Origin of the sequence: Microcystis sp. M31BS1, from assembly GCF_020245285.1 — a bacterium.
Classification (GTDB): Bacteria; Cyanobacteriota; Cyanobacteriia; order Cyanobacteriales; family Microcystaceae; genus Microcystis; species Microcystis panniformis.
In genome coordinates this window covers 1-13,920 of record NZ_JADBVE010000294.1, presented here as the reverse complement: position 1 = coordinate 13,920, position 13,920 = coordinate 1, and the positions used below count along the sequence as shown (strand labels likewise).

Sequence of the window (13,920 nt, the reverse complement as noted above, 5' to 3'; positions counted from 1 at the left end):
GACAATTCTGCCTAATAATCCCAGATAATCGGGGTTGGGTTCGGGATTGGGGGAAAAAAATAAATCTATCTGTCGGGTTTCGTCGCTGACTTCTTTGCTGATTTCGACGGTTCCCAGGGGAGAAAGTAATTGTTCAAGGTAATTTTTGGCAAATTGGTCATGGGGTTTCATGGACTGAACAGTTAATCGATAATTCTCAATTGTATAGCTATTAAAAAAGTGGGTTATTTAAACCCACTTCTCAAGTGATGATTGGTAGTTTTTAAGATGGGAATTTTCAAATTGTGCCAGAAACTATGAGCAACCATGGCAATTATTCTCCTTGTCAATAGTGAGCAATTGCAAGATTATACTACCTCTTCGAGAAAATCATAAATTTTGTCTAATTGTTCCAAGGTCACTAAACCGTACTGCCAGAGAATCATCGGTAAATGAATTTTATCAGATTGGATCGAGCGCTCGGCCATAGCGATCGATTCTTGGGGAAGGGACAATTCCTCTTGTAGAAATTGTCGGAATTGGGAATAGGCAATCGTGGACATGGGGGTACTTTTTCCTCAATAGTATATCTCGTAATTTCAATAAAACACCACCTGATCGGTTTCAAGGACAGTTAGTCCTGGGACCGTTTTTCTGTATCTAAGCTATCTCGATGATAGAGAGTGCTTTTCTAAAAATCGCTGGCTCTCTTACAAATAGTCCCGTTAGCTCCAGTAGAATTTTGTCTCTGTTTAATCTATAGCAAGGGTAAAGATTATTCAATCTATAACTTGATAGACTATAAAAATCTTAATCGATATGGTTATATCTTAAACAGTATAAATGCGTAATAGCTTATAACAGCCATACTTATATTTCCAGACAAGGGACACTTTTTATAAGAAAGTTAACACCATTTTCAAAAATTAAGGTCTTGAGATAAACTCAATCTTAATTTTATTTCCTTCTTTCACTCCTAATTCTTTCGCTCGACCCCCAGCTAGTTCGATCACTTGATTAACCATGGTGTTTGGCCCATAGACAGGACAAGGATCCACAGCACAAGGAGGGACATTGAGCAAAACTGCTTTCACTATACCATCTTTTAGAAAAATCATGTCTAGAGGAATCGAGACATTTTTCATCCAAAACCGGGCCACCAGAGGTTGTGCAAAGGGAAATAGCATACCGCGATTTTTCTGCAAAGACGAGCGATACATTAAACCCTTGGCCTGTTGTTCGCTGGTTTGAGCAACTTCTAACTCAATCATCTCACCATTAATATCTGCTTTGGCCGTGATCGGTAATATTTGCCCTTGATTCTCAGTCGTAATCTGAGCCATCGAACTATTATTACCATTGAGATTAGTCGATTGACAACTCAGCAGCAACAAACCTAAAAATAATATTAACTTAATCTTGAGCATAAATGATTTTTTACCGGTCATCACCAATAGTTATCAATACTTAATTTTCCCAGGATAAGTGGAGAATTAAGCAGATAAGAGATTAACACAAAGTGGCGACAAAAAATATAAAGATAGTATTAAAAATATCTAGCATGGGGGTGAGCATCCTTCCTTGAGGATTGTTAGAACGTATATACTAGGAAAGTTCTCAAATTTATTTGCCGATTTTCCCCCTCAATTTTGCCCCAGTCCGGCTGCAGTCGATCGCCTTCGTGGGTTAAAATACCACTTATCTATATGATCGATTATTGTAGGCTCAGGAGCAATCACCATGACCGCGGAAAGTATGTTATTTAATGGGCCGATCGTGGCGATCGTTCTCGTCCTCGTCGGATTAGCTTGGGGTTTTCTCCTCCTCAAAATCCAAGGTGGAGAAGCGGAATAGCTTGTTTTTCGGTTCATGGTTACTTTATTAGTAATCATGAACTACTTTTTTCCCTTCAAAAGTAATTAAGAAAAAATCAATAACTAAAATTTTCTACCCACACCTATGACCACTCCCACGATCGAGTTTTTTGTCGGTTTATCAGAAGAATTAAGCGGTGTTAGTCTCCGCAAAAATAAAAGTACTGGGATTCGCAATGTCCTGATGACTTTTAAAACCCTGAAAGCGATCGAACGTTTCCAAAGTTTCACCACCCGTACCTACGGTGATCTCCGTCTCACCGATGAGGAAGGAGTGATTACAGTTATTCCCAACTCGACTAAGTTTATTTTTGGAGGAGATGAAGGGGATGAAATTCAACGGGTAGAATGTGGTTTTGAAATCACCGATGAACACTGGGAGCGTTTTATGCGCTTTATGAATCGTTACGCGGCAGCTAACGGGATGGGTTATCAGGATAAGTGAGAAGTGGGGTGATGGGGTGTAGGGTGTAGGGTGTAGGGTGTGGGGTGTGGGGTGTGGGGAGATAGGGGAATGGGGAAATTTCAACTAAAACCCTAAAACCCTAAAACCCTAAAACCCCAACTCTCAACTCCTGAATTCTGATAGTTAAAAACCAGCTAAAATAAGGATAAATTTAGTCAAGAAACCATGAAAATAGCGATTACTGGGGCGACGGGATTTGTGGGTAGTCGATTGGTGGTCAAACTCTATGATCGCGGCGATGACATCCTAATTTTGACTCGCAATCCCGATAAAGCCCTAAGAATGTACCCAAAGTCAATCTATCCTAAGATAGAGATTATTCCCTATATCGCCACAGAATCGGGGGATTGGCAAAAAGAGATTTCCGGATGTGACGCGGTGATTAATCTAGCGGGAGAACCGATTTCGGAACGCTGGACCGGTGAAGCAAAACGAGCAATCGTCGCTAGTCGGCAAATCGGCACCGAGAAAATTGTCGAGGCGATCTCGCGTAGCGAGCGCGTTGCGACCGCACTTGCCGCCCAGAAACCGAAAGTTTTAATTAACTCCTCGGCGATCGGTTACTATGGAACCAGTGAAACCGCTAGTTTTGACGAAAATAGCCCTCCCGGTGGCGATTTTCTAGCAGATGTCTGTAAAAAGTGGGAAACAGCCGCCCAAAAAGTTAAAGATTACGGCACTCGTTTAGTCATTCTTCGCACGGGTATTGTTTTAGGCAATGGGGGTGCTTTAGGGAAAATGATCCCACCCTTCAAACTTTTTGCCGGCGGTCCGATTGGCAGCGGTCGTCAGTGGTTTTCTTGGATTCATCGGGATGATTTAATTAATTTAATTATCTATTGTCTAGATCGCCCAGAAATTAACGGTACTTTCAACGCTACTGCACCCAATCCCGTCCGGATGAAAGAATTCTGTCAGATTTTAGGGGAAGTAATGAAGCGTCCTTCTTGGTTGCCAGTGCCGGATTTTGCCCTGGAAATTCTCTTGGGAGAAGGAGCAAAAATCGTCTTAGAAGGTCAAGAAGTGCTGCCAAAAGCCACTCAAGCGATCGGTTTTGACTATCGTTATCCTAATCTAGAAGCGGCCTTAGAGGAAATTGTCCCGAAAATGTAGAAAGCTGATATACTGGGGGGAAAAATTCTCAATACTAACGGTCTATGATGAATCTTTCCGAGCCGACAGCAAATTATTGTTTTTGCACTTTAGCCCTAAGAGAAAAGTATCAAAAATTAACTAAAACTTTGGCTGAAGATTTACAAAAATACGCCCCTCAGAGCAGTCTAGTGGTGGGAACTGATGCCCCTCAGTATTTTGATAATAGTCCCAATGTTATGGCTTTTAAACATACTCAAAAAGGTATTTTACATTGTTATAATGATAAACGCTTTGTTCTAGAAGAAAGTTTAAAGTTATTTCCGACAGCTATTTTTATCGATGCGGATACAAGACTAATAGAATCATTACCGGACAATCTTGATTTTACTCCAGGTATCGTTGGTTGTCATCAGAGTATGGTTGAGCATAATAAAAAATATCGTCCTCGGGATTTACCTAATTTAATCAGGGTTTCTGAAAAACTAGGAATTCCGAGTGAACAAGTAAATTGGATTGGAGAGTCTTTATTTATAGTCACTAGAGATGGAGGGAAAGAGCAAGAGTTTTTGCATTTTTGGGGGAAGATAGCACTCTATTTAGAAATGAAAGGAATGCACAGTGGCGAAGGCAGTATTATGGGACTAGCGGCAGCAAAAGTCGGGTGGACAGTAGATACCAGTGAAGCTTGGTTAATCCTCAAAAACAAAACGAATCACCTTGATGCCAGTCATCAACCTCCCATTAAAAAAGATTTTTGGCAACCTCTCCAAAAAAGGCTAGGCTATCATTATCGTCTCAATTTAGCCCGACTGAATGCCCTAAAAAACTACGATTTTTACTATCGCTAATCTATTTTTCACTCCAGACGGGATGGGAGAATAAAGAGGCGGCCACTCTCACCCCGCGCAGTTGATTTAACAGGGGTAAATGGCCCACGGGAGCGCTTAAATCCCAGATAAATTCCTGCGGGTATTTCGTCCAATTATTGCCATTTTTCCAGCCAATTTTCGGCCAGAGTTTCGGGAAATCTTGACCCACACCGAGCCATAATTTGCGCTGCACCGACCAACCGAATTTCCCTTCCGAATGAACTAACCAAAGATTATCAATAGTCTGAATGTCAACCTTGGGAAAAGCTTCTACTTCCGTAAAATAGACCCATTTCCTCTGTATTGCCCCTTCTCCTGCTAATTCACAGAGTTTTTGACGGGTAAGACTATCGGCAGTTTGAAAATCCTGTTTAGCCAATAATTCCTGTAAAAGTCGATAATCGATACCTTTAGCACTATCGAGGGGAACAACCCCCGTGGGAAAATAATTAGCTAAAAATTCCTTGCTCTGAGCGCTATTATCTTGATAGAGCAATTGATAAGCCTTACCTGTCACCAGATTAACAGGAGTGGGGCGCTCGGCTAATAAAAAATCTCTCAATACGGTTAGGCCACCTTCTCCGGTTCCGGCTAATTGTGTCAGGATCTGTAATTGATTTTTCGGCGACTCGGTGGCTAATTGACTCATCTTACGGGTAATATCCTCGCTTTGTTCTTCTACTAACACGCCATTCTGGTCAGTCATATCATCACTTTTAAGACCACTCCTTCAATACTATTACCACTATTTCGGGGTGGCTGCTCGATTTTTTCCTGACAAAAAAGGGATTTTTAGCGGGTCGTTGATCGTACACTGAAAGAGAGAACTATTTTGGTTATCTAGATCACCGACGGTCAAAATTCCCTTAACTGAATCGGGGATGCGCGGAGATTGTAACAAAATTTATCGATTTATTGACAAAAAACACCGCTCATGCTATCAACTGAACCTAAAATCAACAATTCCGGACAAAAATATTTAGCCTATCAAGATTGTCTATCCCCGAATCAAACCCTGTTCCCCCTGACAGCCAAGGTTAATAACCGCGATTGTCTAGAAATCGGTGGTTGTGATGTGACCACCCTAGTGGAACTTTTCGGTTCACCCTTGTATATTGTCGATGAAGTCACCCTCCGCACTGCCTGTCGTCAATACCTGCAAGGTTTCCAGACTCATTATCCCGGAGAATCTAGGGTAATTTATGCCTCGAAAGCGTGGAATTGTCTGGCTGTATCGGCCGTGGTCGCTAGGGAGGGATTAGGTTTTGATGTGGTGTCGGCCGGAGAAATTCACACGGTGTTAACCGCTTTAGACCAGATCAATAAAACCGCTGTGCCGATATACTTTCATGGTAATAACAAATCGAGCGCCGAGTTAGAATATGCGCTCGAGCATAACTGCATTATTATCGTTGATAACTGGCTAGAGTTAGAAAATCTGGTTAAATTAGGCGAAAACCGTCCTGATACCCCTATTCCGATCCTCTTGCGCTTAACCCCCGGCATCGAGTGCCACACCCACGAATATATTCGCACGGGTCACTTAGACAGTAAATTTGGTTTTGACCCTCATCAAATCGAAGCGGTATTTGACTATGTTTTAGCTCATCCGCTGCTGAATTGTCTGGGTTTACACGCTCACATCGGTTCCCAGATTTTTGAACGTCAACCCCACCAAGACTTAGCCGCTGTCTTGGCAGATTGGTTTAAATTAGGTTTAGAACGGGGTTTACCCCTACAGCAATTAAACGTCGGGGGTGGTTTAGGAATTCGCTACCTCGAAAGTGATGACCCCCCAAGTATCGAGGAATGGGTGCAAGCGGTGTCCTTAGCAGTGGCCAAAGCTTGTCAGGAAAGAGGTATCGCTTATCCGCTGCTCATTGCCGAACCGGGACGTTCTCTGATTGCCACCGCTTGCGTAACGGCCTATACAGTGGGTAATCGCAAAGAAATCCCCGAAATCCGCACCTATATCGCCGTCGATGGCGGAATGTCCGACAATCCCCGACCGATTACCTATCAATCGGTTTACCGGGCCGTGGTCGCCAATAAAATGAGTCAAGAATGTCAGGAAGTGGTGACAATAGCTGGAAAACACTGTGAATCTGGCGATATTCTAATTAAGGATATTGCGCTACCGAAAACCAACCCGGGGGATATTTTAGTGGTTTTAGCCACGGGAGCCTATAACTACAGTATGGCTTCTAATTACAACCGCTTACCCCGTCCGGCGGCGGTAATTGTCCAAAATGGAGAAGCTAATCTGATCCTCGAACGGGAAAATCTGGCGGCTCTGCTGCGTCAAGACCGCCTACCCACTCGACTCTCCTTGATGTAAACCTCATCGCCATTGTCCCCCATGTCGGGTTTTTTTCTGGACCCTCGCCGGTTATTGTCCTGGATTCTCAGCCATGGTCTGTCATTGCTAGACTTTGGGTTAGTTCTCCTCCTTACCTATATGCTGCTGCTAATTATCGGCGAGCGGCGTACTTTTTGGATGGTGCGGGGACTAATCTATTTAATGCTGGCCTCGGTGATTAGCGATGCCCTAGGATTGCGCTTGCTGGGGTTAGTCCTAGAAAAATTGATTTTGGGGTCGGCCGTGGCCATCGCTGTGATTTTTCAGTCAGAATTCCGCCGTTTTTTAGAATTATTGGGCAAAGGTCAAGTGTGGGAATTATTTAAAAAAAGTTCCCCCACTCCCAAGACCGATAATGTCATTGATGAGTTAGTGGACGCGGTGAAGGATCTATCTCAAAATCGCACCGGCGCGCTGATGGTATTAGAAACCAGTGGCAATCTCGACACCAAGGTGTTTGTCAATCCGGGGGTGACGCTAAATGGCGAAGTATCTAAGGAATTAATTCAAACTATTTTTCAAACTAAAACTTTACTGCACGATGGGGCCGTCTTTATCCGCGGCGATCGAGTGGTGGCCGCTGGTGTTATTCTACCCCTATCGGAGCGCAGTACCTCTAGGCAATTAGGCACCCGTCATCGGGCAGCCATGGGCATTACCGAAAGGCTAGATAATTGTATCTGTATTGTGGTTTCTGAGGAAACTGGCTCGATTTCCCTCGCGTCGGGGGGTAATTTGGATCGGCCTTTAACCAGTAGTAAACTAAAAGAGCTGCTCGAAGCGAAGTTTTCTCCGTCGGGAGAGGGGGAAGTGGTCGCACCGAGTTGGGGACGTTTAGGGCGTACAATTGGCTTAAAAGGTCGTCTAATCTTAGAAAAATTCTCCCGTTCGCCCAGCGCAACCCCGAAAGATAGAAAATGACTGTTAAACCGAGCTTATCACCAGAATTACCTACGGATTTAGATAAAAACCGTTTGCCTCAGCACGTCGCAGTGATTATGGATGGGAACGGTCGTTGGGCGAAAAATCGTGGTTTACCCCGGATTATGGGCCATCAACGGGGAGTAGATGCACTCAAAGACTTGCTGCGCTGTTGTCGCGACTGGGGGATTCCCGCTTTAACTGCTTATGCTTTTTCGACGGAAAATTGGGGTCGTCCCCTGGAGGAAGTAGAGTTTTTAATGACTCTATTCGAGCGGGTTTTGCGGCGGGAATTAGAAGAAATGATGCAGCAAAATGTCAAAATTCGCTTTATTGGTAATTTATCAGCCTTGCCAGAGTCTTTAAGACGGGAAATTGCTAAATCTCAAGCAGAAACTAGCAAAAATTCCGGTATTCAATTTACGGTGGCTACTAATTATGGTGGCCGAGAGGAGATCGTGCAAGCTTGTCAGGCGATCGCTCGTCAGGTGCAACAGGGTTTAGTCTCCCCAGAAGCGATCGATGAATCTCTCTTTGAACAGTATCTTTATACTGCTGGGATTCCTAACCCAGACCTGTTAATTCGCAGTAGTGGGGAAATGCGAATTAGTAATTTTTTACTATGGCAAATGGCCTACGCGGAAATCTATGTTACTGACACCCTCTGGCCCGATTTCGATCGAGTGCAATTTCACCGCGCTTTAAAAGATTATCAGGGTCGTCATCGTCGTTTTGGCAAATTATAGAGCCTGCAGCCCAAATTTAGCGAAATAGCCACTGTGGAGCAGTTAAAGGACAATTTTTGATTTTTCACTTTTAATCTTAAATTACTCCCTAGGGCAACGGTTAAACTGCGACGAGAGGTCGTTTGTGATCTGCTCGATTTCCCCAATACGGTAATCCGTAAACCGGCTGCAGCTAGACTTTTTCCCCGGCTAAAATAAAATAGGGGGGAGAATAACTATCGATGATAAGCAGTTTTAAGATTATGGGATTCTTTGACTCAGAAGTGGTTCAACAGGAAGCTAGACAGCTATTTGAGGATTACCAGTCTCTCACACAACTGGGCAGCGAGTACGGGAAATTCGATCGAGAGGGTAAAATCATCTTTATCGATAGGATGGAGGAGTTAATGGAACGCTACAAGATATTTATGAAGCGTTTTGAGTTATCTGAGGATTTTTCCGCCCAAATGACCGTAGAACAGCTAAAAACCCAATTAGGTCAATTTGGCATGACTCCGCAAATGATGTTCGACCAAATGCAGCAAACCCTTGAGCGGATGAAGGCAGAAATTCGCTAAAATTGCCGATATTTATCGGGTATTGGCTGTCTTTTGCCCGATAATGGCCTCTCCAGTTTACCGCTCAGAAATTTGGGGTTTCTGCGGTTTTTCGAGAACGATGATCTAATAATTTTAAGTAGGTTAGCTGATGAACTCCAGGCCAGATTCACAAGAGAATATTGAGCCACCTCAGTATAGTGAAAAAACTAACCGCATTCAGGCGATCAGTCAACTGATTAAGGCGATAACCCCGTTAATTTGGGCTATAGTTGTTCTAGTGGTTATCGTGCCTCTTTTAGGGAAAATTTGGCTAGGAACTGCCAGCAATGAACCATTAAAAACTAAGGTTGCTACCGAAACTAACCTAGAGATTCCCATCACTATACCCCAAAAATCTAACAGTCAAATCGATCGAGAAATTAGCCAAGCTTTACAGACAGCGAGAGCCAATTCTCAAAGCTTTGCCCTAGGAGAAATTGAGGGATGGGTGGAGGAGTTGATGACAAGAGTAGATCAGGGTTTTTTGCCTTGGTATTTTAACTATTTCAATCAAAAACAATTTGAGGGTAAGGCCTTTTTAAGCGGATTATACTCCTCGATCGCTCACTGGGTCAATACAGATAATCCACCCCCGGAACAGGTGGTGGCAGAAAATTTGACCAAAACTATTCAAACCGAGTTTACTAAACGGGTAATTCGTCCCCAAGAGGCCCAATTACGTCTAGAGAGAATTACTAGGGATGCCGTTAATTTATATGTCAGTAATTTAAGCAATGAATTAGAGAATATTCAGGCCAGTTATCAAATTCCCCAAGGCAAATGGGATCGTTATCTTGGTGATATAGCCATAACAATTCAAGATACCGAGGGCAATATTTCTAACACATCAATTAAACTTTTAGTCGGTGGTGCCACTGCTTTGGGAGTTAAATCTCTGATCCCAGTGATGAAAGTGGGCAGCACAGTTTATTTGTCCCTAGCGGGAAAAACGGGGGCGAAAATTGCCACTAAAACTGGTGGAGCAGTAGCGAGTAGTTTTGGGGCAGAATTAATAGATCCAATCGTGGGAATTGGTTTGATAATTTGGGATTTATGGGACTATCAGCACACGGTAAACATTGAAAAACCAATTCTGCGGGATGCCATTTTTAATTATTTACAAGAAGTCAAATATGATCTAGTCAATAATCATCAAGGTAGCGTCCTTTCCTCTATTTATCAAATTGAAGCCAGTGTCAATAAATCCTTAGTGAGAACCTATTAATGTATCTTTTCACTTTCCAAGGTTTATTAACACAAGTTTAGATACTTTAAAAATGAAACTTAGAGTAAGATTTGAATCTAGAAAAATTGACTCAGCTTTGAGGTGAATTTACCGATTGTGGAATCAATTTGAAAATGGGTTATTTCGTTTTTGTAAATATAATAGTCGAGACCTAAATTTTTTGATTTATTTATTAATAATTTTAATTTCTCTTCCCTTTCTTGTTGTTTTTTTATCTATTAGTGAGGACAAAGATTAAAAAGAGTATCACCCATTTCTTATGATCAAATGGCCTTAGCTCATCATAAAGGTCAAAGGTATTAAAGGTGTAAAGGTTACTGCCAACCACGCAAATTAAAATAACCCACACAAAAATCAGCCCCTTGGGCTGCTAATAAACTTTTCTGTAAAATTGGCAATAAATGGGACTCAATATTATCAAAAATGCGCGGCATATATATTTTTAATCCGTAGGGTGCGCTCTTCGATAGCGTAACGCACCGACAATTGTGGTGGGTGATTTTGGTTATGGTGGTGGGTTACGCGTTGCTAACCCACCCTACTGGTTTACTTAATCCAAACAGTTTTAACGTTGACAAATTCGCGAATACCTTCGACACTTAATTCCCGTCCAAAACCAGAACGTTTAATACCCCCAAAGGGCAAGCGAGGATCGGATTTAACCATACCGTTAATAAACACACAACCGGCCTCAATTTCGGTAATTAAACGCTCAATTTCTGCGGGGTTATTCGTCCAAGCACTAGAACCTAAACCAAAGGGACTATCATTAGCTAAAGCGATCGCTTCATCGATATTTTTGACTCGAAATAGTAAAGCCACCGGTCCAAAAAATTCCTCTTTTTCCCCCGGAGAACCGACAGGAATATCGGTTAAAATCGTTGGTAGATAAAAGTTACCTTTTCCCTCTAAACGTTGACCCCCCACAAGGACTTTACCACCCATAGCGACGGTTTTTTCGACTTGATGGGCAATTTCCGAGACGATCGATACCGTGGCCAAAGGACCGATATCAACAGTTTCATCGAGGGGATCACCCACTCTTAAAGCTTGGAATTTAGCCACTAATAACTGTTCAAATTGATCGGCGACAGTTTCCATGACAATAAACCGTTTAGCAGCGATACAAGTCTGACCATTATTTAACAATCGCGCCGTCACTGCCGTAGCCGCTGCCGCCTCGATATCGGCACTATCTAAAACGAGAAAAGGATCACTACCTCCCAACTCCAAAACCACTTTTTTGATCTGTTTTCCTGCGGCGGCTGCTAAACTCATCCCCGCCGGTTCACTACCGGTTAAAGTGGCGGCTTTTACCCGTTCATCGTTAATTAAATCACTAACGCGATCGGCCCCGATCAAGAGAGTTTGAAAAGCACCTTCGGGAAAACCGGCTTCTAATAAAATTCTTTCCACCGCTAAAGCTGATTGGGGGACATTAGAAGCGTGTTTGAGTAGGCCGACATTTCCCGCCATTAAAGCGGGGGCAGCAAAGCGAAATACTTGCCATAAAGGGAAATTCCAGGGCATAACCGCTAAAATCACCCCTAAAGGTTGATAACGGACAAAACTGCGACTAGCATCGGTGGTAATCAGCACATCTTCCAGATAACCGGCGGCATTATCGGCATAAAAACGACAAACCAAGGCACATTTGAGGACTTCTGCGATCGCTGATTTGATTGGTTTCCCCATTTCTAAAGTCATGGTTTTAGCCAATGCTACTTGATCCCGTTCCAAAATGTCCGCCGCTTGCCGTAACCACTGTCCCCGTTCACTGATGGCGGTGCGGCGATACTGCTGAAAAGTCGCCTCAGCTAGGGCCAATTTCGCCGCCAATTCCTCCGAGGTTAGAGGGGTAAAAGTCTTGAGAATTTCTCCCGTGGCAGGGTTAACTGAAGCGATACCCATATCCAATTGTCTCCTATCGAGGGCTATATCTCTAGTTTAGTTCTCCGGTTGTCCCGCTGCTGACATAATTCGATCGCTAATTGGATCGCCGCTTGCATACTCTGGGCCCTAGCGATGCCAAGACCGGCGATATCAAAAGCCGTCCCGTGGTCTGGAGAGGTGCGAACAAAAGGTAAACCGATGGTAGTATTAACAGCACAGTCAAAAGCCATTAATTTCACGGGAATTAGACCCTGATCGTGGTATAATGCCAGATATGCGTCGGCGGTTTGCCCTGCACCGCTAAACCAAGCGCGTCCGGGTTCCACCCAAAGGGTATCGGGGGGGACAAGGCCGATTAATTGGGTTTGCGGGTATTTTTGTCCCATTGACTGCAACCAAGGCTGTAACCAGTCTTTTTCTTCCCTTCCCAGTTTTCCCGCTTCGCCACTGTGGGGATTAAGGCCGGATATGGCGATTTTGGGGCGATCGATGCCGAAATCTAGCTTTAAAGACTCGATCAATAGGTCTAATTTTCGGGTCATCAGATCGGGGTTAAGAGCATCAGGAACTTCTCGCAGGGGGATATGGGTAGTGGCGAGGAGAGTGCGTAAGTTATAGCCGGTTTGAGGCGATTTAGCGACGAATAGCATCCCATAACGGTTAATTCCCGCCATGGTAGCTAAAACCTCCGTTTGACCGGGGAAATCATAACCTGCCAACTGCCAACAGGATTTAGCGATCGGACCGGTGACAATACCATCAAATTCGCCCTTGAGGGTGCGTTTTATGGCTTCTTGCAGGTAAAGAAAGCTAATTTCACCACTATGGGCATCCCCACGCCCGCAAACGATTTTTTCTTGATTGTAGGGCAAATCGATCAGAGAAAAGCGATCGAGGAGATGGGGATCGTGATAGGCTTTTTCGAGAAGCGTTCTGGTGCCGATTAGAGTAATCTGACAAATAGACGAGATTAGGGAATCGGCGATCGCTTTTAACACCACTTCAGGGCCGATTCCGGCGGGATCACCGACGGGGATAACTAGACGGGGAATAAAATAGGCGGATTCCATAAATTTTGGCCGTCAATATTGCTAATTCTCCCGATTAATCTCATCGTTGACAATTATCAGGAGGGAATAAATCAGTAAACAATCTTCAGTTTACCTAAAATGTCGGATGAATGCCCCCGCTAAATTTTTCGACAAGACATCAACCTTTGCGGGGGATGAAATCCGACCAGGATATTGACTGCGAAGCACGATTTTAATTCTACCATTTGTAGGTAAACTGTGTTATAATTAAACGATCCAAGGGTCGAGGATTAATCAATGCTAGTCGTAGAAGCCAAGCTAAAAAACGGGACACCAGAACAATATCACCGGCTTGATGAAGCAATTAGGACATCTCAGTTTGTGCGTAACTCTTGTGTTCGTTATTGGATGGACAATAAGGGGACAACCCGGAATGATCTTCAAAAGCTTTGTGCGGTACTAGCTAACAATAAAGAGACACCATGGGTTAATAAATTAAACTCTCAAGCTCGTCAATCGGCTGCTGATAGAGCCTGGCAATCAATTAATAGGTTTTACCAGAATTGTCATGCTAAGATACCGGGGAAAAAGGGTTTTCCTCGGTTCAAAAAGCATAGCCGTTCGGTTGAGTATAAACTAACAGGCTACAAACTATCTGATGATAGACGTAAAATCAAGTTCACTGATGGTTTTAAAGCAGGAGAATTTGATTTATGGTGTAATCAAAAAACCTTAGTTTATTATTCAGAGCAACAGATTAAACGGGTAAGAGTTGTTAGACGTGCTGACGGTTATTATTGCCAGTTTTTGATTGACGTAGAACGGCAAGAATACCATAAACCAACGGGACAAATAACAGGAAT

16 protein-coding genes are annotated in these 13,920 nt (G+C 43.4%); 10 read left to right on the top strand and 6 right to left on the bottom strand.

Annotated features, from left to right (window positions below):
- Positions 1-347 precede the first annotated feature (347 nt).
- A complete protein-coding gene (locus tag IM509_RS16945) occupies positions 348-542 on the bottom strand; it encodes a DUF2949 domain-containing protein (RefSeq protein WP_002732568.1) in 195 nt (64 codons plus the stop codon).
- Positions 543-905: 363 nt separating this feature from the next.
- Positions 906-1,427: a DUF192 domain-containing protein gene (locus tag IM509_RS16940; protein ID WP_002789258.1), complete on the bottom strand. Its 522-nt coding sequence runs from the start codon at positions 1,425-1,427 to the stop codon at positions 906-908.
- Positions 1,428-1,719: 292 nt separating this feature from the next.
- Here IM509_RS16940 and petM point away from each other — a divergent pair, with 292 nt between their 5' ends.
- The 4 genes from petM (at position 1,720) to IM509_RS16920 (ending at position 4,262) form a co-directional block, all read left to right on the top strand.
- Positions 1,720-1,833 (top strand): cytochrome b6-f complex subunit PetM, encoded by a 114-nt coding sequence (petM, locus tag IM509_RS16935; protein ID WP_002731506.1) that lies wholly within the window; start codon positions 1,720-1,722, stop codon positions 1,831-1,833.
- Between the two features lie 105 nt (positions 1,834-1,938).
- Positions 1,939-2,298 carry a photosystem II reaction center protein Psb28 gene (gene psb28 / locus IM509_RS16930; RefSeq protein ID WP_002789257.1) on the top strand — a complete coding sequence of 120 codons (360 nt, stop codon included), beginning with the start codon at positions 1,939-1,941 and terminating at the stop codon, positions 2,296-2,298.
- A gap of 186 nt (positions 2,299-2,484) precedes the next feature.
- Entirely contained in the window at positions 2,485-3,432 is a 948-nt protein-coding gene (thyD, locus tag IM509_RS16925; RefSeq protein ID WP_002767243.1) for a thylakoid membrane protein ThyD, read from the top strand.
- A 44-nt stretch (positions 3,433-3,476) separates the two neighbouring features.
- On the top strand, positions 3,477-4,262 hold the full coding sequence (locus tag IM509_RS16920; RefSeq protein ID WP_185237931.1) for a hypothetical protein: 786 nt from the start codon (positions 3,477-3,479) through the stop codon (positions 4,260-4,262).
- Between the two features lies 1 nt (position 4,263).
- Here IM509_RS16920 and IM509_RS16915 read toward each other — a convergent pair whose 3' ends face one another.
- Together IM509_RS16915 and IM509_RS16910 are read right to left on the bottom strand one after the other, a co-directional pair.
- Positions 4,264-4,989: a GUN4 domain-containing protein gene (locus IM509_RS16915; RefSeq protein ID WP_185237930.1), complete on the bottom strand. Its 726-nt coding sequence runs from the start codon at positions 4,987-4,989 to the stop codon at positions 4,264-4,266.
- Positions 4,990-5,028: 39 nt separating this feature from the next.
- Entirely contained in the window at positions 5,029-5,184 is a 156-nt protein-coding gene (locus tag IM509_RS16910; RefSeq protein ID WP_158269539.1) for a hypothetical protein, read from the bottom strand.
- A 33-nt stretch (positions 5,185-5,217) separates the two neighbouring features.
- On the opposite strand from IM509_RS16910, the gene lysA reads away from it, so the two are divergent.
- The 5 genes from lysA (at position 5,218) to IM509_RS16885 (ending at position 10,112) form a co-directional block, all read left to right on the top strand.
- Positions 5,218-6,621: a diaminopimelate decarboxylase gene (gene lysA / locus IM509_RS16905; protein WP_052277332.1), complete on the top strand. Its 1,404-nt coding sequence runs from the start codon at positions 5,218-5,220 to the stop codon at positions 6,619-6,621.
- 21 nt (positions 6,622-6,642) lie between these two features.
- Entirely contained in the window at positions 6,643-7,563 is a 921-nt protein-coding gene (gene cdaA, locus IM509_RS16900) for a diadenylate cyclase CdaA (RefSeq protein WP_072924279.1), read from the top strand.
- Positions 7,560-8,309, top strand: coding sequence for a polyprenyl diphosphate synthase (uppS, locus tag IM509_RS16895; protein WP_002757028.1), 750 nt, complete (start codon positions 7,560-7,562; stop codon positions 8,307-8,309). The genes cdaA and uppS overlap by 4 nt, the downstream gene beginning before the upstream one ends.
- A 242-nt stretch (positions 8,310-8,551) precedes the next feature.
- Positions 8,552-8,866, top strand: a complete 315-nt coding sequence (locus IM509_RS16890) for a DUF1825 family protein (RefSeq protein ID WP_002738222.1) — start codon at positions 8,552-8,554, stop codon at positions 8,864-8,866.
- A gap of 130 nt (positions 8,867-8,996) precedes the next feature.
- Entirely contained in the window at positions 8,997-10,112 is a 1,116-nt protein-coding gene (locus tag IM509_RS16885; protein ID WP_072924281.1) for a hypothetical protein, read from the top strand.
- Positions 10,113-10,679: 567 nt separating this feature from the next.
- Here IM509_RS16885 and IM509_RS16880 read toward each other — a convergent pair.
- Both IM509_RS16880 and pdxA read right to left on the bottom strand, forming a co-directional pair.
- Entirely contained in the window at positions 10,680-12,044 is a 1,365-nt protein-coding gene (locus IM509_RS16880) for an NAD-dependent succinate-semialdehyde dehydrogenase (RefSeq protein ID WP_052277334.1), read from the bottom strand.
- Positions 12,045-12,067: 23 nt separating this feature from the next.
- Complete coding sequence (gene pdxA / locus IM509_RS16875) at positions 12,068-13,096, bottom strand: 4-hydroxythreonine-4-phosphate dehydrogenase PdxA (RefSeq protein ID WP_072924284.1); 1,029 nt, start codon at positions 13,094-13,096, stop codon at positions 12,068-12,070.
- A 258-nt stretch (positions 13,097-13,354) separates the two neighbouring features.
- On the opposite strand from pdxA, the gene IM509_RS16870 reads away from it, so the two are divergent.
- Positions 13,355-13,920, top strand: a 566-nt coding sequence (locus tag IM509_RS16870; RefSeq protein ID WP_287717219.1) for an RNA-guided endonuclease InsQ/TnpB family protein, incomplete at its 3' end; no start/stop codon positions are given.

Bases quoted from the DNA above. Each gene is read 5' to 3' on its own strand.
- IM509_RS16945 (WP_002732568.1), bottom strand. From the start codon at position 542: ATGTCCACGATTGCCTATTCCCAATTCCGACAATTTCTACAAGAGGAA.
- IM509_RS16940 (WP_002789258.1), bottom strand. From the start codon at position 1,427: ATGACCGGTAAAAAATCATTTATGCTCAAGATTAAGTTAATATTATTT.
- petM (WP_002731506.1), top strand. From the start codon at position 1,720: ATGACCGCGGAAAGTATGTTATTTAATGGGCCGATCGTGGCGATCGTT.
- psb28 (WP_002789257.1), top strand. From the start codon at position 1,939: ATGACCACTCCCACGATCGAGTTTTTTGTCGGTTTATCAGAAGAATTA.
- thyD (WP_002767243.1), top strand. From the start codon at position 2,485: ATGAAAATAGCGATTACTGGGGCGACGGGATTTGTGGGTAGTCGATTG.
- IM509_RS16920 (WP_185237931.1), top strand. From the start codon at position 3,477: ATGATGAATCTTTCCGAGCCGACAGCAAATTATTGTTTTTGCACTTTA.
- IM509_RS16915 (WP_185237930.1), bottom strand. From the start codon at position 4,989: ATGACTGACCAGAATGGCGTGTTAGTAGAAGAACAAAGCGAGGATATT.
- lysA (WP_052277332.1), top strand. From the start codon at position 5,218: ATGCTATCAACTGAACCTAAAATCAACAATTCCGGACAAAAATATTTA.
- cdaA (WP_072924279.1), top strand. From the start codon at position 6,643: ATGTCGGGTTTTTTTCTGGACCCTCGCCGGTTATTGTCCTGGATTCTC.
- uppS (WP_002757028.1), top strand. From the start codon at position 7,560: ATGACTGTTAAACCGAGCTTATCACCAGAATTACCTACGGATTTAGAT.
- IM509_RS16890 (WP_002738222.1), top strand. From the start codon at position 8,552: ATGGGATTCTTTGACTCAGAAGTGGTTCAACAGGAAGCTAGACAGCTA.
- IM509_RS16885 (WP_072924281.1), top strand. From the start codon at position 8,997: ATGAACTCCAGGCCAGATTCACAAGAGAATATTGAGCCACCTCAGTAT.
- IM509_RS16880 (WP_052277334.1), bottom strand. From the start codon at position 12,044: ATGGGTATCGCTTCAGTTAACCCTGCCACGGGAGAAATTCTCAAGACT.
- pdxA (WP_072924284.1), bottom strand. From the start codon at position 13,096: ATGGAATCCGCCTATTTTATTCCCCGTCTAGTTATCCCCGTCGGTGAT.